General features: G+C 52.0%; 20 protein-coding genes and 1 pseudogene. 5 read left to right on the top strand and 16 right to left on the bottom strand.

The features are described 5' to 3' along the window. Positions 1-92 precede the first annotated feature (92 nt). Positions 93-1,106 (bottom strand): TlpA disulfide reductase family protein, encoded by a 1,014-nt coding sequence (locus J7619_RS27450; RefSeq protein ID WP_291206734.1) that lies wholly within the window; start codon positions 1,104-1,106, stop codon positions 93-95. Between the two features lie 237 nt (positions 1,107-1,343). On the opposite strand from J7619_RS27450, the gene J7619_RS27445 reads away from it, so the two are divergent. After that, positions 1,344-1,772, top strand: coding sequence for a hypothetical protein (locus tag J7619_RS27445; protein WP_291206731.1), 429 nt, complete (start codon positions 1,344-1,346; stop codon positions 1,770-1,772). Positions 1,773-1,797: 25 nt separating this feature from the next. Continuing rightward, positions 1,798-3,318, top strand: a complete 1,521-nt coding sequence (locus tag J7619_RS27440) for a sulfatase (RefSeq protein ID WP_291206728.1) — start codon at positions 1,798-1,800, stop codon at positions 3,316-3,318. Positions 3,319-3,442: 124 nt separating this feature from the next. On the opposite strand, the gene J7619_RS27435 is transcribed toward J7619_RS27440, so the two are convergent. Further along, positions 3,443-3,784, bottom strand: a complete 342-nt coding sequence (locus J7619_RS27435; RefSeq protein WP_291206725.1) for a helix-turn-helix domain-containing protein — start codon at positions 3,782-3,784, stop codon at positions 3,443-3,445. Positions 3,785-3,933: 149 nt separating this feature from the next. On the opposite strand from J7619_RS27435, the gene J7619_RS27430 reads away from it, so the two are divergent. Continuing rightward, positions 3,934-4,635, top strand: a complete 702-nt coding sequence (locus tag J7619_RS27430; protein ID WP_291206722.1) for an alpha/beta hydrolase — start codon at positions 3,934-3,936, stop codon at positions 4,633-4,635. On the opposite strand, the gene J7619_RS27425 is transcribed toward J7619_RS27430, so the two are convergent. Continuing rightward, a complete protein-coding gene (locus J7619_RS27425) occupies positions 4,632-5,129 on the bottom strand; it encodes a nuclear transport factor 2 family protein (protein WP_291206719.1) in 498 nt (165 codons plus the stop codon). The genes J7619_RS27430 and J7619_RS27425 overlap by 4 nt on opposite strands. An 81-nt stretch (positions 5,130-5,210) precedes the next feature. Here J7619_RS27425 and J7619_RS27420 point away from each other — a divergent pair, with 81 nt between their 5' ends. Together J7619_RS27420 and J7619_RS27415 are read left to right on the top strand one after the other, a co-directional pair. Continuing rightward, positions 5,211-5,540, top strand: coding sequence for a helix-turn-helix domain-containing protein (locus J7619_RS27420; RefSeq protein WP_291206716.1), 330 nt, complete (start codon positions 5,211-5,213; stop codon positions 5,538-5,540). Between the two features lie 42 nt (positions 5,541-5,582). After that, on the top strand, positions 5,583-6,464 hold the full coding sequence (locus J7619_RS27415) for a PhzF family phenazine biosynthesis protein (RefSeq protein WP_291206713.1): 882 nt from the start codon (positions 5,583-5,585) through the stop codon (positions 6,462-6,464). Positions 6,465-6,571: 107 nt separating this feature from the next. Here the strand turns inward: J7619_RS27415 and J7619_RS27410 are convergent, their stop codons facing one another. The 13 genes and pseudogenes from J7619_RS27410 to urtC form a co-directional block, all read right to left on the bottom strand. Then, complete coding sequence (locus J7619_RS27410) at positions 6,572-7,288, bottom strand: hypothetical protein (RefSeq protein ID WP_291206710.1); 717 nt, start codon at positions 7,286-7,288, stop codon at positions 6,572-6,574. After that, positions 7,264-8,070, bottom strand: a complete 807-nt coding sequence (locus J7619_RS27405; protein WP_291206707.1) for an urease accessory protein UreD — start codon at positions 8,068-8,070, stop codon at positions 7,264-7,266. The genes J7619_RS27410 and J7619_RS27405 overlap by 25 nt, the downstream gene beginning before the upstream one ends. Next, a complete protein-coding gene (ureG, locus tag J7619_RS27400; protein ID WP_291206704.1) occupies positions 8,067-8,702 on the bottom strand; it encodes an urease accessory protein UreG in 636 nt (211 codons plus the stop codon). Before ureG ends, J7619_RS27405 begins: the two co-directional genes overlap by 4 nt. Positions 8,703-8,704: 2 nt before the next feature. Then, complete coding sequence (locus tag J7619_RS27395; RefSeq protein ID WP_291206701.1) at positions 8,705-9,385, bottom strand: urease accessory protein UreF; 681 nt, start codon at positions 9,383-9,385, stop codon at positions 8,705-8,707. 13 nt (positions 9,386-9,398) lie between these two features. After that, positions 9,399-9,899 carry an urease accessory protein UreE gene (locus tag J7619_RS27390; protein WP_291206698.1) on the bottom strand — a complete coding sequence of 167 codons (501 nt, stop codon included), beginning with the start codon at positions 9,897-9,899 and terminating at the stop codon, positions 9,399-9,401. Between the two features lie 27 nt (positions 9,900-9,926). After that, positions 9,927-11,663, bottom strand: a complete 1,737-nt coding sequence (ureC, locus tag J7619_RS27385; protein WP_291206695.1) for an urease subunit alpha — start codon at positions 11,661-11,663, stop codon at positions 9,927-9,929. A gap of 59 nt (positions 11,664-11,722) precedes the next feature. Next, a pseudogene (gene ureB / locus J7619_RS27380) lies at positions 11,723-12,028 on the bottom strand (urease subunit beta); the annotation flags it as partial. Between the two features lie 11 nt (positions 12,029-12,039). Further along, positions 12,040-12,342: an urease subunit gamma gene (gene ureA, locus J7619_RS27375; protein WP_090374003.1), complete on the bottom strand. Its 303-nt coding sequence runs from the start codon at positions 12,340-12,342 to the stop codon at positions 12,040-12,042. A gap of 81 nt (positions 12,343-12,423) precedes the next feature. Further along, on the bottom strand, positions 12,424-13,089 hold the full coding sequence (locus tag J7619_RS27370; protein ID WP_291206687.1) for a response regulator transcription factor: 666 nt from the start codon (positions 13,087-13,089) through the stop codon (positions 12,424-12,426). A gap of 34 nt (positions 13,090-13,123) precedes the next feature. Further along, positions 13,124-14,953 carry a PAS domain-containing protein gene (locus tag J7619_RS27365; protein WP_291206685.1) on the bottom strand — a complete coding sequence of 610 codons (1,830 nt, stop codon included), beginning with the start codon at positions 14,951-14,953 and terminating at the stop codon, positions 13,124-13,126. Between the two features lie 83 nt (positions 14,954-15,036). Further along, positions 15,037-15,747 carry an urea ABC transporter ATP-binding subunit UrtE gene (gene urtE / locus J7619_RS27360; protein ID WP_291206682.1) on the bottom strand — a complete coding sequence of 237 codons (711 nt, stop codon included), beginning with the start codon at positions 15,745-15,747 and terminating at the stop codon, positions 15,037-15,039. Positions 15,748-15,750: 3 nt separating this feature from the next. Continuing rightward, the gene (gene urtD, locus J7619_RS27355; RefSeq protein WP_291206679.1) at positions 15,751-16,506 is read right to left on the bottom strand and encodes an urea ABC transporter ATP-binding protein UrtD; all 756 of its coding nucleotides are present in this window, start codon (positions 16,504-16,506) and stop codon (positions 15,751-15,753) included. Positions 16,507-16,554: 48 nt separating this feature from the next. Continuing rightward, positions 16,555-17,661, bottom strand: a complete 1,107-nt coding sequence (gene urtC, locus J7619_RS27350; protein WP_291206676.1) for an urea ABC transporter permease subunit UrtC — start codon at positions 17,659-17,661, stop codon at positions 16,555-16,557. Between the last annotated feature and the right edge of the window lie 12 nt (positions 17,662-17,673).

Genomic DNA, 17,673 nt, shown 5'->3' with positions numbered 1-17,673 from the left:
ACAGGACATAGTTATCCCATCGGCTTAATGAGCCGTTTCAAATGGCATTGTATGCTAAAAGTTGGCGAGGAGCGGGTGTGGTACTTTTTATCTTATCTGCTTGCAGCCGTTGCGGCGGGTGCACCGAGCAGCTCTTCCAGTTTCTTGTGCAGCTCTTCTCCTCTCAGGTTTTTTCCGATGATTTTACCCTGAGGGTCGATCAGGAAGTTGGCAGGAATAGCCCTTACCCCGTAAAGTGCTGCCGGCTCGCTGTGCCAGTATTTCAGGTCGGAAACCTGCGTCCAGGCCAGGCCATCCTTCCCGATGGCTTTCATCCACGCATCCTTGCTCTTATCCAGCGAAACACCGAGCACATCGAAGCCTTTGTCCTTAAATGCTTTGTACGCTTTTACGAGATTAGGATTCTCCTTGCGGCAAGGCCCGCACCAGGCGGCCCAAAAGTCAACGAGCAGGTATTTGCCGAAACGGTCGGACAGCTTCACGGGCTTGCCCTCGGGCGTATTGGCCGTGAAATCAACTGCCGGCTTTCCGATGCTCACCTTATTCAGGGTCACAACCAGCTGTTGTAAGGTTTTCACGTATGGCGTCTGGTGCAGGGATGCATCGAGCAGGCCAATATTCCGCTCAATTTCTTCCGGCGAAAGGCGGTAGGCAAAGTTGCGGTAAAGCACATATGCAGATACGATCGAGGCCGGATTGGCTTTAATGAATTCATCGATTTTCACATCCGGGTTTGCCTTGTATTGTTCGAACAGGTCCTGCGCAGGCGAGCCCGTCACCTTCGCCTGGTGGTAACGCGCAGCGGTATCAAGCGTGACATTAACCTTGTTCGTGTTTTGCAGAAACAGGAACAGCGGATCCTTTTTCTTATCGACCGTCAGGCCGTAAAGCTCCGGGAGTTTCAGCGAAGCTTTCATGCTAAACCTGCCGCCTTCGATTTTGACCGAATCGATCGGATAGAAAATCTTTTCCTCGAATTTTTCCAGATACACGTACCCCGAACCTGCGCCGGGGACAGTTCCTTCGACGAGCACGGGTTTGTCCTGAGCAAAAGCGGCATTCGATACGGCGAACAGACCACCAAGTGTAATTGCTTTGAGTTTCATTTAAAAATACTTATTCTATCTCTTAAATAGATTTTAATGCAAAGATAGAAAATTCGAAAGTCACCGGTCAGCTATATCAATAATGTTGGCCAGTTTACCACCGGCCGGGCCAATGTGCAGGCAGGCATTTATCAAAGGTGGTACACTGCACAACTATATTCTATTTATTTGATAGAGTTAACCATTTAAAATAAATTTAACTGTCTTTACACACGTCCCTTTCAAAAATTCTTACTTATGAAAAAAACACTGATGCTGCTGATCATCTTCGTGGGATCCTTCGGTAGCTGCACTTTTGCGCAGACGGCCCAGGCCGGATTTACTGTCGAAGGTTATTACAAAGTTAAATGGGGGCTGGCAGACGAATTCATCGCCCTTTATAAAAAGAACCACTACCCCTTGCTGAAAAAAGCACTCGAAAAAGGCGACCTGTTGTCGATCAAGGCTGAAAAGCCGCGGTTACATTCGACCGAAGAAAGCCGGTGGGACTACCGTGTCACGCTCGTCTTCAAAAACGCCGAAGCCGCATTCGATCCCAACCTGACCGAACCATATAAAAAGGCACTATATCCTGATCTTGAAAAGTTGAAAAAGGAGGAACAGCGCCGTTTTGAAATCCTTGATGCTCACTGGGATATTCAGCTGGATAGCGTTCCTTTGGATTAACGTTTACGTAACAGATGCAGCAATCATGAATACATCGCCACAGCGTGCGGCGTTAGTCTTTGGAGTGGCCTTACTCGCAGCAATTTTGACGGCATCCGCCCAGACGACCACAAAATCTGCGGGCAGTAGACCCAATGTCCTTTTTATCTGTATTGACGATCTTCGGCCTGATTTGAAAGTATATGGTAACACTCAGGTGCAGGCCCCGAATCTGGAAAGACTGACAAAGCATGCGACTGTATTCCGACGACAGTATGTAACCCAGCCGACCTGTGGTGCATCGCGGTATAGCCTGCTTACGGGCCGCCGGCCGCGAAACCTCACCGAGATCAAAAATGAAGCTATTGAACAATGTATAGCTGGCAAAACCCGTACTGATTTGCCCGAGACGTTCATCGACAATTTGCGGCGCAATGGCTATTATACGGTTGGGATCGGGAAAATCAGTCATTCTCCCGATGGTTATGTGTATGGGTATACCGACCCCAAAAGTGACAAGGCTGAGCTTCCCAACAGCTGGGATGAAATTCTGTTCGATGCCGGAAAATGGGGCACCGGCTGGAATGCGTTTTTCGGTTATGCCGACGGCAGCAACAGGCAAACAAAAAAGGGTCAGGTAAAACCATATGAAGCGGCAGAGGTTGCCGACCAGGGCTACCCGGACGGACTAACGGCCGATCTCGCCGTTAAAAAGCTGAAAGAATTGGCAGCAAAAAAAGAACCGTTTTTCCTCGGCGTCGGCTTTTTCAAGCCGCATTTGCCTTTTAATGCCCCAAAAAAATACTGGGATTTGTATGACGAGTCAAAAATTACGCTGACTCCATCTCCCAATATTCCCCAAAACACAAACGCTGCGAGCCTGCACGCGAGCAGGGAGTTCAACCAATACCTGTCTGGTGAGGAGCAAGCCTCACTGGAAAAACCGGTCTCGCCTGCTTATGCTCAAAAACTCCGGCATGCTTACTATGCGGCAATCAGCTATACTGACGCCCAAATCGGCAAAGTGCTCGATCAGCTCAACCAATCCGGGCTTGCGAAAAATACTATTGTCGTGATCTGGAGTGACCACGGCTGGCATTTAGGCGACTACCGCGTGTGGGGTAAGCACACCATTTTTGAACAGGCCGTAAACAGCGTGCTGATCGTTAAGACTCCTGGATCAAAACGTGGCGCTGTCCGCGACCAGATTGTAAGCTCCATCGACATCTACCCTACTTTAATGGCGTTGTGCGGGGTGAAAACACTTCCGGCATTGGACGGAAAAAGCTTTGCTCCGCTATTACAAAAAGGCAGTCAAAAGGATTGGGACAATGTCGCTTACAGCTATTACAACAAAGGGATCTCGGTTAGAAATCGCCGTTACCGGCTCACGAAATATTTCAGAAACCAGCAGCCAACCGTCGAGTTATACGACCACCTCACCGACCCGCACGAAAATCACAATGTTGCAGCAGATCATCCGGAGATAGTTGAAGAGCTAACCAAAATCTGGGAAAAAGGGAATACAGGGCTGTTCAATGGTGTACAGGAATCCTTCGAACAATGAATTCTGCCATCCAGGCGCTACCAGGGCGTACTATTCGTAGTCACTGTCGCTGATCCAGCCTGCCTTTATTTTCTCTCCGTTTTTAAAGCCGTTATCAACATATTAATTACTTAAACGGTGACACTCACCGGCCAACGATTTCACTGCGAAGATGCTTACCCCAGAGCCGCAGTTCTACCAAAAGGTTTTTCAGCGACAGGCCCAGCGGCGTAAGCGAGTATTCAACCGACACAGGCATGCTGTCGTGCAGCTTTCGCACAACTATCTGGTTTATTTCCAATGCTTTCAACTCCTGCGAAAGCATCTTTGGCGATATATCGGAAATATCGCGCTGCAGTTCGCCGAAACGCTTGGTGCCATAGGTCAGTGAAATCACAATGGGAATCCGCCATTTGCCCTGAATCACTTCAAGTGCATCGCGGGCGGCCATTAATTCGTACTGGCATGCAGGTTGTGAGCTATTCATGCTTGATACTTACTTGTGGGTAACTACTTACCATCAGGTAACAACTATATTTTCGATAGTAAAGGTAGCTAATTTCGCATCATACTCTTAATGAACATATGATGAAAAAACTGCTGCTTATCTCTATTCTATTATTAAGTACCTGTTGCATGGCACAGCCCGGCGCGAAACGGACCTTCGTACTTGTACATGGCGCATGGTCGGGTGGATGGGATTACGCCCGGGTGGATTCGATTTTAACGGCCCGCGGCGACCTTGTTTACAGGCCCACCTTAACCGGGCTGGGGGAACGTGTTCACCTTTCGAATGCGAAGATCAATCTGACGACCTATATCAACGATGTTGTCAATGTCATCAGGTTTGAAAACCTATCCGATGTGGTACTGGTAGGGCACAGTTTTGGCGGTATGGTGATATCCGGTGTGGCCGAACAGCTGCCGGACCGCATCAGCCGGCTGATTTATCTGGATGCGATGGTGCCCAACGATGGGGAGAGCGCCAGAGATGTATGTGGCAAAATCTGGGACGGTATGATCGCTCCATTTGTCAGGGACAGCCTTGTCCTATATCCGTTCGGGGCTACCAGCCAGTCCCCACCGATGGACGTACCGCAACCACTTGGAACTTACCTGGAACCTTTGCGTATCTCAAACCCGGCCGTGCGGCACATCCCGACCTCATTCATAGCCATGACAAAGAACGGGCAAACCAATGCGGGCACCGATAAAATGGGAGTCGACCGGGCCCGGGTCAGGAACTGGCCGGTTTTCAAAATGGAAGGCGGACATTATGCCATGCGCGAGCAGCCAGCCAATTTGGTAAAAAAATTCGACCAGGTGTTAGCTCCCTAGCTGCACGCGCGATCGGTACCGGCATTTGGCAAATGCGGGTTCAGTCCTGGTGTTTTGTGATCCAGCTGGTGCCGCAGCTCGAAGACGCGCTGGTAAAACTTCCATATCCCGTCTTCGCAGATAACTATATCTCGGTAAATCCCGACAGCCCTGAAATCCTGCTCCGTATCTGTGAAGCGTCCGATTTCTGTCAGATGAGACCGGACCGAAGCACGGGAATCATCGTGCATTTCGATGATTGCGCCGGTTGTGAACTGCACCAGAAATGCGGTCCGGCCGACGCTTTCCGGGATTCCGTCGCAGATCGCACTTAGTCCTGTCAACTGCATATTGACTGGCGGCAGCGCTTTCCAGATAGCATTTTCAGAAAAAATTTCAGGTAGAACATCCCACTCTCTCAGATTGATCATATCGGTATACCGTTGTATAAGCTGGTGAATCGCTATAAACGCAGAAGGCTGATCCTGAATGTTTACTTTTGACTGATTTTTCATCTCACTTTTTTCTACAATGATATACAGGAAGTGCTCACGCTTGCCAAATGGTATATTCAAGGATACTAAAACGCTTTCAAAATGGACCCCAGCTACCCTTACGCCGCAGAATTGAAATACCTTCGAGACACGCTGAGCGTCGTCGGCGGAAAATGGAGATTACCGATCCTGCTTTCGTTGAGTCGCGGCAACATGCGTTTCAATCAGCTCAAAAAGTCGATGCCGGGAATAACCGCCAGAACGTTGAGTCGGGAACTGCGCGAGTTGGAAATGAACAGGATTATTGTTCGCAAACCTGATCCCGAAGGGTATGTGGGAATGGAATACGAGGTTACCGAATACTGCCGGTCATTTGATCTGGTGATTGATTCGATGATCCAATGGGGCAAAGAACATAGAAAAGTAATTTAATTTCGATTGTCATCCATAGACTTTATAGATTATATTGCATTCATGAAAAGCTATCCCTATTACGTACTCGACGTTTTTTCTGCTGTAAGGTATAAGGGCAACCCACTGGCGGTCGTACTGACGGAATCAGACCTGGATATAAAAACCTACTCGGAAATAGCCCTTGAATTTGGCTATTCAGAAACCTCTTTTATTTACTACTCCCAAAAGGCCTTGAAGGTTCGCTCGTTTACACCGACCGGATTTGAGGTGGGTGGCGCAGGGCATAACTTGCTCGGCGCAGTAGCCGCCGCACTGCTGAACGGGCAGGATATTTTTGCCGGGCAGCACGGAAGCCAGTATGTGCTCATGAAGGACGACATCATAACTTTGACTGTCGATCATTCGACCCCGGCCAAGCCGGTTATTGGTATGCGGCAAAGCGCTGCCATTATTAAAGCGGCAGTACCACAACAAGAGGTCGCCCGGGCCCTTTCCCTGGACAACGAACAGGTATTGGCAAATGACCTCGCCCCCACCGTCGTATCGACCGAAGCCACACATTTGATGGTGCCCTTGAAGGATATCGCTGCCCTGGAAGCTGCAACGGTTAACAAAAAGCTTTTGATCCAAATCGCCGAAAATTATGGCTTTGAAGGATTTTACTGCTTTGTCCTGTCGGAAAACGATCCGCGTTACACCGTTCAGGCGCGGTTTTTCAACCCGGGGATCGGAATTGATGAGGACCCGGCGACCGGCAGTGCCGCGGGACCCCTGGCAGGTTACCTATTGCAAAAAGGTTATGTAAAAGCCGGAACGGAATACAAACTGCTGCAAGGACTCAAAATGGGCCGGCCGTCAGAAATCCGTTTCAATGCCGAAGCCGATAATATCTGGATCAGCGGATCTGCGGTAGTCGTCATGGAAGGCAAAATTCATATTTGACATGATTATTGCATCCTATTCAAGGCAGCTTTTGTTCGGGCGCAGTTTCGCTCTTTATCTGATTAACCCGATGCAGTACTTGCACGGTACTCCACGGAGAACGCTCCCTACCAATCCAGGAACACCATTCCGGCCCCGCAAATCGTGATCGTAAGCCCTCCCAGGGCATGCATATACTTTTCGAGCGAAGACAGGCGGAACATTGAAATACCAAAAAATCCGAGCAGGACCATCGTCAGCATCATCGCCAATGTACATACCGTGTAGACGGCGATCATCGTGGCCATGGCCGTCCACGAACTTTTTGCCGCCGGGAAATAGAGCAGCGGGATCATCGGCTCGCACGGCCCCAGCAGGAATATGACGAACATCACCCACGGTGTAACCTTGTGACGATCGGCAGGCGCCACTGCGCCAGGCGCACCGGCTTGACTGTGATTATGCTCATACACATACAATTCCCCATTATCACCGGCATCGAAATGCTTGTGGGAATAGCCGCCACGCATTTTCCACAGGCCCCATATCCCGTAAACAATCCCGAAGCCCAGCAGCATCCAGCCTGCAATACCTCCCCGGACGCCTTCCAGCCATTCGATCCGGCTCAGCGACCAGCCAGCCGCAGCACCGCCCAAACCCAGCAGTACCGAACTCCACACATGCGCGCAGCCGCACAGGACCGTCCAGCCGATCGTACGAGCGAGCGACCAATTTCTGCTTCGCGACAAGGCGATGAATGGAATATAATGATCTGGCCCGCTGAGTGTGTGCAGACAGGCAATGCTGATAGCCGCGGCCATCAATACCTGAAACTCGGTTTGCATAGTATTTCGTCTTTTGTGATGATCTCTGATGTGATTTTGAGCGCCTGCATCAGCCGCTCTGAATGGTTCCCCAGCATTCGCAGCGCAAACCCGTTGACCGGCAGACTGGTAATACCGAAATCGATACCGGGAATTGCCGCCAGCCTTTCCGACAGGTGCGGAACGAGGCCCGCAACATCCAGCCGCGGGTCGACGCATATCAAGCCGCCCTGGTGCGTGAAACCTTCCAGGTGCCCGATCCTGTCAGGACTGACACGCTGCGGCATCAATCGCAGATTTTCCTTTAAAACGAGCCTGCCTTCGAGGAACACCTCGGTTACCGACCGATAGTTGGAAAACCGGAATACCTCCCCATTCAATTTACGCCCGCAGGTTACGATCTCGCCCCATATCAGCCGGCTGTCCGGTGAAAGAAATATCCGGTTTTCACCCCGAAAATCGGCCCCGGCTTGCGGTACGCAGGGATGCGGCAGGTAAGTCAGTGATGCGCCCGGAGCCAGCTCCGCCCGCACCTGCTGCCGCGCCGGCGATGCCATACTGAACAGGCGCTGGTAGGACTGCGTGTGCCAATGAACAGTTGCCCCTTCTTCCAGGCAGATGCCGATCTGGTAATGGTCCCCGGCCAGCACGCCCGGCGATGCGCTCATTTGCATTAAATGCAGCTCAGAGCGCCGCCTGTCTTCGGTAACATCCGCGATTTTGAAGGGAGGTTGCCAAAAACTCTCTTTCAGGTAGGTGCGTCCGCCGCGCAATGCCGCTGTGACATCCAGGGAGGCTATCATCGCACCAGCTCTGGCTCGGCGATTTCCTCCATTAAGGCATATCGGCGTATCCATCCGATCACCTGGTCCAGGCCCTGGAGCGACATCAGGTTGGTGAAAACAAAGGGTGCCCCGTTGCGCATCCTGCGCGCGTCGCGCTCCATCACGCCCAGGTCCGCGTGCACGTAAGGCGCGAGGTCTATCTTGTTAATCACCAGCAAATCGCTGCGGGTAATTCCTGGCCCGCCTTTCCGTGGTATCTTGTCCCCTTCGGCGACGTCGATCACAAAAATGCTCAGGTCGGCAAGGTCTGGGCTGAATGTGGCCGACAGGTTATCGCCACCACTTTCGATAAATATGATTTCCAGATCGGGAAAGCGGTCGGCCATTTCCTCGACTGCTTCAAGGTTCATACTCGCGTCCTCGCGGATGGCCGTATGCGGGCAGCCGCCGGTTTCGACGCCAATGATGCGCTCGGGCGGCAGCAGGCTGTTGACGGTCAGAAATGCGGCGTCCTCGCGGGTATAAATATCGTTCGTAATGACCGCCACGCTGTAAACCGAAGCCATTTGCCGGGTAAGGCGTTCGATAAGGGCCGTTTTGCCGGACCCTACCGGCCCGGCCACGCCGATTTTAATATAGTTACGGGTCATATTTAGGACATATAAAGTCTTGAATACAAAGTTTCATGCTGCATGCAGCGGATATCGAACCCGGTGCAGCAAAGCCCGAGCAAGTCGCGGTCGGGCTGTATGTTTTTTTGCACCAGCTCCGCTATCAATGGTTGTAATGAAAATAAAAGCTCCTGCCCCTGCTGCTGGCCCAGTGGGATCATTTTGACACTATTGGTAACCATTCCCACGCTTGCGTTGTAGTAAAATCCGGTGAGCATTTCTTCCTTGGAAATGCCCATCGCTGCGGCACATATCCCGAACGCCAGACAGTAATGTCCCGAAGCAGCGTTTCCGCGAATGGCTTTTACGTATTGATCGAGCACCTGGTTTTGCAAAACCGGTTGAAACACTTTCAATAGCCGGTTTCCCAGTTTCATGCTCGCTTCGCGGATTTCCCTGGGCAATTTGAGGGCGGCACATTCGGTATCCAGGTTAATGCATTCGTCGATATCGTTTTGGCAAACCGCTTCATAAGCCAGCGAGGCAAATGCGGCGTCACCATAGCAGATATTTTCGGTAAGCATTTGCCGAATGTAGTCGCAGGCAGTGTCCCTGCTGCAAACGATGCCCGACTGTACATAGGTTTCCAGCCCGCCCGAATGCGCGTACCCGCCGATCGGCAGTGTTGGATCGCTTAGTTGCAGCAGATTTAACAGGCGCATTTCCATTGGTATTTCAGGAGTTGGTCAATTGCATGATTTTTGAAAACAAGCTGCCGCTACTGCCCGAACCATGCGGCGAAACAGTCGTCTTAAGTGGGTGGAGCAACTTCCGATCTTCGCGCAACACGGCATACCCCTGCGCAGTGAGCAGGCGGTAGAGCGGCATCTCGAATGGCACCAGCAACGCATCATCCTCGAAGAAAAGCGGCAGGTGCTTGTTACCGATTTCGTAGCAAAGTGAAGCGGTTTCGAACAGGCTGCCGGGTTTTACGACGATGCAATCGCAAGGAAGGACCCGGGCTACGATCAGCCATTCCGCATCGGCATACAGCACATCACCTTCCGTGATTTCCGGGGATTCGGCGAGGAATTTCATCGACACGACCAGCCCCCGGCTCGTCTTCTTATGCAAGATCCTTTTTCGGGTTTCAAACCATTCCAGGTCCAGCCAGTCGGGCGTGATATCCAGGCCTTCGTAGTCTGTAATGTGCCCTGCTTTTTCCCTGATAATCATATTCAAATGCGTTGAAAGTCATTTTTATCAAAAAAGAAAATAGCGCTGTGCCAGCGGTACCACCGACACCGGCTCACAGGTAATATGCGCTCCGTCCACCTTCACTTCATAGTTTTCCGGGTTCACATCGATCTGTGGGGTCGCGTCGTTATGTATCAGGTCTTTTTTGGAAATGTCGCGGCAGTTCCTGACCGGACGCAGCAGCTTTTGAAGACCATATTGCTGCACAATGCCATCATCCAGCGAGCATTGCGAGACAAAGCTCATGCAAGTACCCGTGAGCGCTTTTCCGTAAGCGCCGAACATATGCCGGTATATGACAGGCTGCGGCGTGGGGATAGACGCGTTCGGATCGCCCATTCTGCTGCCGATGATCATGCCGCCTTTGATGATCATCTCCGGTTTTACCCCGAAAAAAGCAGGTTTCCAGAGCACCAGATCGGCTAGCTTGCCCGGTTCAATGGAACCGACATATTCGGAAATACCATGGGTAATGGCCGGGTTGATCGTGTACTTGGCTACATAGCGTTTGGCCCGGAAATTGTCGTTCGCGGCCCGGCTGTCCTCCGGCAGGAAGCCCCGCTGCTTTTTCATCTTGTCGGCCGTCTGCCATGTACGGGTAATCACCTCTCCCACCCGGCCCATGGCCTGCGAGTCGGAGCTCATCATGCTGAAAACGCCCATGTCGTGCAGAATATCCTCGGCCGCGATGGTCTCCGGACGAATGCGCGAGTCGGCGAAAGAAACATCCTCCGGCACCGATTTGTCGAGATGGTGGCAAACCATGAGCATATCGAGGTGTTCGTCGATGGTATTGACGGTAAATGGCCGCGTCGGGTTGGTCGACGAAGGAAGGATATTGGGATACATGGCCGCCTTGATAATATCCGGCGCATGGCCGCCCCCGGCACCTTCGGTATGGTAAGTGTGGATCACGCGCCCGCCTATGGCCTCCATGGTACTTTCCAGGAAACCGGCTTCATTGAGTGTATCGGTGTGTATAGCTACCTGAATATCAAGCCGGTCCGCAACACGTAGCGATGCATGGATCACCGCAGGTGTGGCCCCCCAATCTTCATGAATCTTTAACCCGATGGCCCCTGCCCTCACCTGCTCTTCCAGCGGCGCTTCGGCGGCACAATTGCCTTTTCCGGTAAATCCGAGGTTCATCGGAAAAGCCTCGGCGGCTTCCAGCATTTTGCGGATATTCCAGGCGCCGGGCGTAACCGTCGTGGCATTCGTGCCGTCGGCCGGCCCCGTGCCGCCCCCAATCATGGTCGTGATGCCGCTGAACAGCGCGTGGTCTATTTGCTGGGGACATATGAAGTGAATATGCGTATCGATGCCCCCCGCCGTCGCGATCAGTCCCGCACCGCCATGCACTTCTGTGGCCGCCCCGATCACCATACCGGGTGTAATGCCGTCGGTGGTATCCGGGTTGCCCGCTTTACCAACCGCCACAATGTGCCCGTCGCGGATACCAATGTCGGCTTTCACGATGCCCCAGTGATCGACGATCATCACACTGGTAATGACCATGTCCAGCACGCCGTCATCACGCACAGCCGTGCCCGACTGCGCCATACCGTCGCGGATCGTCTTACCGCCGCCGAATTTCGACTCCTCGCCATAGCCTTCCGGCCCGCCCACGGAAAGGTCCCGCTCGATCTCGATGATCAGGTCGGTGTCGCCCAGGCGTACGCGGTCACCCGTGGTAGGGCCGTACATATTGGCATACTTAATGCGGTTGATATGAAGACTCATGGCAATTCGTTTTTAAAACCCCTCCTCAATGCTTCGGCTGACGCTGCGTCCTGATTACCCTCGAGCAGACCATCTACAAGCTTATTGAATCCGAAAACATGGCCACTGCCCCCTAACGCTACCAGCCATACGTCTTTCTCCTCCCCCGGTTCGAAACGGACCGCCGTTCCCGCCGGAATGTTCAGACGCATGCCGTATGCCTTCACGCGCTCGAAAGCGAGCTGCTTGTTGGCTTCGAAAAAATGAAAATGCGAGCCTACCTGAACCGGCCTGTCGCCGGTATTGACTACCGTAAGCTGCTCGGTACGGCGGCCGGGATTGGCTATAATATCGCCCTCCGCCAGAAAGTATTCACCTGGTACCATATTGTTGCGTTTTAACGTATCGGATTGTGCACGGTCACCAGCTTGGTACCGTCGGGAAAGGTGGCTTCGATCTGGATATCATGGATCATTTCGGGAATGCCTTCCATGACATCCTCGCGGGCCAGAATGGTAGCGCCAAACTGCATCAGCTGCGCCACCGATTGTCCGTCACGGGCAGCTTCCTGCAACCGGCTGCTGATCAGCGCGATCGATTCGGGGTAGTTCAATTTCAAACCGCGGGCCTTTCGCTTTTCGGCCAGCTCACCGGCCAGAAACAACATGAGCTTTTCCTGTTCTCTGGGAGATAAATGCATAGCGCTCGGAATTACTTAGGTATTATTACGTACGTAAATATAACTACCTAATCCAAGCGCTGCAAGTTTTTGAAGTATTATTTAAACCAATAATGAAGCGGCGCGGGCGTTTTCCATCGCTTCCTCGATCGTATTGACCTGAAACTTACGAAGAATGTTCAAACGATGGGCCTCGATGGTGCGGATACTGATGCCGAGCGTCTCGGCAATATCCTTATTACTTACACCTTGATGAATCATGCGGATAATCTGCTGTTCCCGCTTGGAGAGTGCGATTTCGGCGACACCCGCAGCCGGTGCGTCCCCACCGGTAGCATTGCGCTGTTCATGATATTTCCGCACCACGGTGTCCGTTACATCGCCGATGAAGTAGAAATGTCCCGCATGCACCGAGCGGATCGCATTCAGGAAGATCTTATTGCTTGTGTCTTTCAAAATGTAGCCGCTGGCGCCCATGTCGAGCGCCGTGCTTACGTAGTCTGGATTATCAAATAAGCTGAAAAACAGCAGCTTCGCATTGGAATTGGCTTTAATGACCGATTTACCCGTATCCAGCCCGCTGATACCCTGCATGCGAATATCCATAATGATAACGTCCGCGGGTATATGCGCAAGTGAGGTGATCGCCTCTTCGCCGGAAGAGGCTTCGCCCGTCACTTCCATATCCGGTTCATTGCTAATGAGCTGTTTGAGACCGTGTCTGAATATTTCGTGGTCGTCGACTAAGAATACGGCAATTTTTTTCATGTTTCGGGTCGTTTGTCTGTTGTGGGAAGTTAGTTTATAAATGCAAGGGCAGTTCCAGCTGGACGGTGGTGCCTTTCCCGGGCTCCGAACTGATATTAAGCGTCCCTCTCAGCAGATCGGCCCGCTCTTTCATGCCCCGCAGGCCGTGTGCCTTTGGAAACTTCTCCCGCGAATAAATATATTGGTTATCAAAATAAAATCCTTTTCCGTTGTCCTGAATGATCATATTCAGAAACTCGCCGTCGCTGTCGACGTGAATTTCGACCATCGTCGCGCCCGAATGCTTGATCACATTATTCAGCGATTCCTGCAAGATCCGGAACACCCCTACTTCCAGCTCGCGCGGCAATGCTTCGGCTTTAATGTTCTCTTCCAGGTAAAAAGTGACCTGATCCGACGCCTCCCGGCACATTTTGACCAGTTCCCTGATCGCCGACCGCAACCCGAAATCTTCCAGTACGCTCGGCAACAAGTCCGCGCAAATGCGCTTGGTCTCAAATATAATCGCCGCCAGCAGTTCGTTCACTCTTTGGATTTCCGGGTCCTTATGTTCCATCCGGTCATCAACCTGTTCAAGCTTCATACGCAGACTCGTCAGCATCTGCCCGATCCCGTCGTGGATTTCGGCGGCGACGCGCTCACGCTCCTTTTCCTGACCGGTAATGATCGACAGCGACCGGATGTGCTGCTCTGTTTCCTGCCGCCGCATTTTCTCCTCGGTCAGCAGCCATAGCTCTTTTTCCGTGTTTTTGCGCTTGGTAATGTCGTTGCAAACGACCAGATATTGGTACAACTCACCCTGATTGTTGATAATGGGCATCAATGTCACATCCAGCCAGAAACCCGAACCGTCGGATGCCGTATCATACACTTCTCCCTGCCATACTTCGGTGCGCCGCCGCGGGTCGCGGATATGGCTGTAAATGATGCTCTCGCTTCCGCCCTGGTTATTGTAGAAAAGCGGGCGGTCGCGCAGCTCGGAGCTGCTGTACTTGGTCACATGGCAGTATTTGTCGTTGGCGTAAATGATCCTGCCGTCCTGGTCGGTTTTAACCAGGTAAGTGGCTTTTTCCAATGCATAAGTAGTCTCCCGGAGCTCTTTGTGCGATTTTTCAATGGATATACTGCTTTCCTGCAACTGCCTGGCCAGCTGCTTGGAGCGGTTTTCGGAGTCGATCAGCCCGGTCATGGTCTGACGGATCCTGATCGAAAGCGGGAAGAAGATCAGCCCCGCTTCCAGCAACAACGTAAAAAGCACCACCCCCAGCAGGATGTATTCGATTTCCTTCAGCGTACGTACTTTCTGCCGCCAGAAACGGTCGTAGTCGAACACGATCAGCTCCATACCCAGCAGGTACGACTTCTCGTATTCGAGTATTTTCTTTACGTAAGGCCCGATATTCAGCGAATCACCGGCCTTACGGCTTTCCATTGCGGCCACCATTTTGTTCGAGGCGGCCAATATTTCCTGGTAAGGATCTTTCACCATGTCGTACATCATGGCGATTTCCTTACGGTTATTGGGAGGAAGATTTAAGAAAGAATTACCGCTGATCAACGACACGTGTGCTTTCTGCCATTGTTTGAGGGTATTGACAAACTCCTTCTGATTGGATTCCACGTCCCTGCCCGATTCGATGAGCAATGCCGTCTTACTTAACGTCTGGCTATAAGTACGTAACCTTCCCGCATAATTGATAATATGGGAATCGTCGCGCTGGGCGGTGAGGTAGCGCTGGATCAGGATCTGGCTGAGGATCGAGATCACCGCCACGATCAGCAATGCCGATACATAGAGCCAGGTGAAGTACAGAAAAGTCTTCCGCTCCTGGGTTTCGTCCTGGACAACTTGTTTTTTTAGCATGGGCTGAAACTGGAAAATCTCACGTACCTACGCGTAAAGATACGTAGGTACATGAGTATACGCGTTATGTAAACCAGTAAAACTTAAAGTGAAATGTGGTTTTGCAGCTCTTCCAGGCTCATTTCTTCCGCGCTTCCCTGGGAAACCACCGCCCCGCGGCTCATGAAATAGTAGTAGTCGGTGACCGGACTGGCAAAATCGATCTTTTGTTCGACGAGCAAAACCGAAATACCCCTCTCCCGCGCCAGAGTCTTCAAAATTTGCCCGATCTCCTGCGAAATGGAAGGTTGAATCCCTTCGGTGGGTTCGTCGAGCAGCAGTAATGACGGCCTTCCCGTGAGCGCGCGGGCGATGGCCAGCTGCTGCTGCTGGCCGCCGCTGAGGTTGCCGCCCAGGCGGTTGCGGAAATCTTTCAGAATCGGAAACAAAGTGTAAATCTCGTCTTCGGGAATCTTCGCTTTCCGGTCGGGTACCGCTTCCAGGCCCAGTTTGAGGTTTTCGTAGACAGTCAGTTTCGGAATAATCTCTCTTCCCTGCGGCACGTAGGCAATGCCCATTCTCGACTTTTTGAATGCAGGCAACTTCGTTACCGCTTCGCCATTGTATTCTATAATTCCGTCTTTCGGCTGCACAATACCCATGATGGTTTTGAGCAAAGTGGTCTTCCCCACTCCATTGCGCCCCATTACGGTAGTTACGGTCCCTTTTTTAACTTCCAGCGACGTGCCCCAGAGAATCGTACTTTGCGCGTAGGCGGATGTCAGCGAGCTGACTTTCAGGATCGGTGCGTTCATTTTTCAGAAATTTTCAAGTTGAACATTGGCCCTGCCCAGGTAGCTGTCGATCACCCGCTGGTCGTTACGTACCTCCTCGAAGGTGCCCTCCATCAGCAACTTCCCGCGCACGAGCACGGTCACCAGGTCCTGCGCGATCTGCTCTACGAATTTCATATCGTGCTCGATCACGATAATAGCATGCTGCCGGGCCAATTGGAGCAGCAGCTCTCCGGTCTTCTCTGTTTCTTCATCCGACATCCCGGCCGCCGGCTCGTCGATCAGCATCAGTTTCGGGTCTTGCAATACGACAATGGCAATTTCCAGCCACTGCTTCTGGCCGTGCGAAAGCTCCCCCGCAACTTTTCCCAGGCATTTCTGCAAACCTACTTTCAATGCCACTTCATGGATGCGATCGTCGATTTCCTGATTAGGCTTGAAAAACAGCGAAGCGAAAATACCTTTGTTCATTTTGAAAGCGAGCAGCATATTGTCATACACCGTCAGGCTGGGAAATACAGAGGGCTTTTGAAACTTCCTGCCGATGCCCATGTCGGCGATACGCACCTCGCTTTTACCCAGTACCGAATGTCCATCGAAATGGACCTGACCGGCGTCGGCCTTGGTTTTGCCGCAAAGAATGTCCAGGAATGTCGATTTGCCAGCGCCATTCGGACCGATGATCACCCGCAGTTCGCGGTTCAGCAAATTGAACCCGCTCAGGTTCAATGCATGCACGCCCCCGAAAGAGACGGATAAGTTCTTCACTGTCAATAGCATGATAATGGCAGTTTTGGTTTTGGAATAACAACTAACAGACCAGCCGGCTTACGACTGCATTACTTCGTGACCTGCGGGCTGAGGGCTGGGCTTACGTTTACTTCCAAGCTTTGCCGCCACTGTTTCCAGCATCCCGAGCAGTCCTTTATCAAAATACAATACCGTGGTAACAAACAGGAAACCGAGTATGAACAGCCAGGAATCGGGAAAAAGGCTGGTACAAATGCTGTACAGAAAATTCACGATCAGCGAGCCCAGAATGGCGCCTTTCAATTTACCCCTGCCGCCAATTGCCACCCACATCACCATTTCGACGGACGCTCTCACATCCATTCTCCCCGGCGTGATAATACCCGTTTGCGGCGCGTAGAGCATTCCGGCAACGGCAGCGAGTAATGCTGCGAGGATGAATATGGCTAGTTTGTAATGCATGACGCGGTAGGCCGTGTAACTCGTCCTGGATTCGCTGTCGCGGATGGCTTGCAGTACTTTGCCGAACTTGGAATCGACAAGTTTCCTGCTGAACCAGAAAGCGACGCCCAGCGTAATCAGTGACACCAGATACAACCCCAGTTTCATGCCCGGTGTGGAGAGGCTCAGCCCCAGCAGCGTTTTAAAATCCGTCAGACCGTTGGTACCGCCCAACATGGTTTCGTTGCGCAGGAAAATGAGCCACATCGCCAGTGCCAGCGCCTGGGTAATGATGGCCATATACACCCCGCGGATGCGGCTTCGGAAAATAAAATACCCGAAAACCAAGGCGAATGCCGCGGGAATGAGCAGCCCCAATGCGAGGGAAAGCCCAAACGACTGAAAAGGCACCCAGAAAAACGGCAGTGCTTCCACCTGGTTCCAGGCCATAAAGTCGGGCATCGGAATGCCATTGGTACCCGAGGCGGTCGCGCCTTTGAGCACAATATGCATCGCCACGCTGTATCCGCCCAGGCAGAAGAAAAAGGCCTGGCACATGGAAAGAATGCCGGTATAGCCCCAGATGAGGTCCACGCCCAGCGCCACAATGGCAAAGCAGAAGTACCGCCCCCAAAGCGAGATGGTGTTGCCCGATACGAAACCCAGCACATTACCCAGCGGCAAAATGATCAGGAACAATGCGATACCGCATGCATACAACCCGAAATCCTTTTTATTTCCCATAATCGATGTGAG

Origin of the sequence: Dyadobacter sp., from assembly GCF_017744695.1 — a bacterium.
Lineage (GTDB): Bacteria > Bacteroidota > Bacteroidia > Cytophagales > Spirosomataceae > Dyadobacter.
This window is presented reverse-complemented; position numbering and strand designations above follow the sequence as displayed.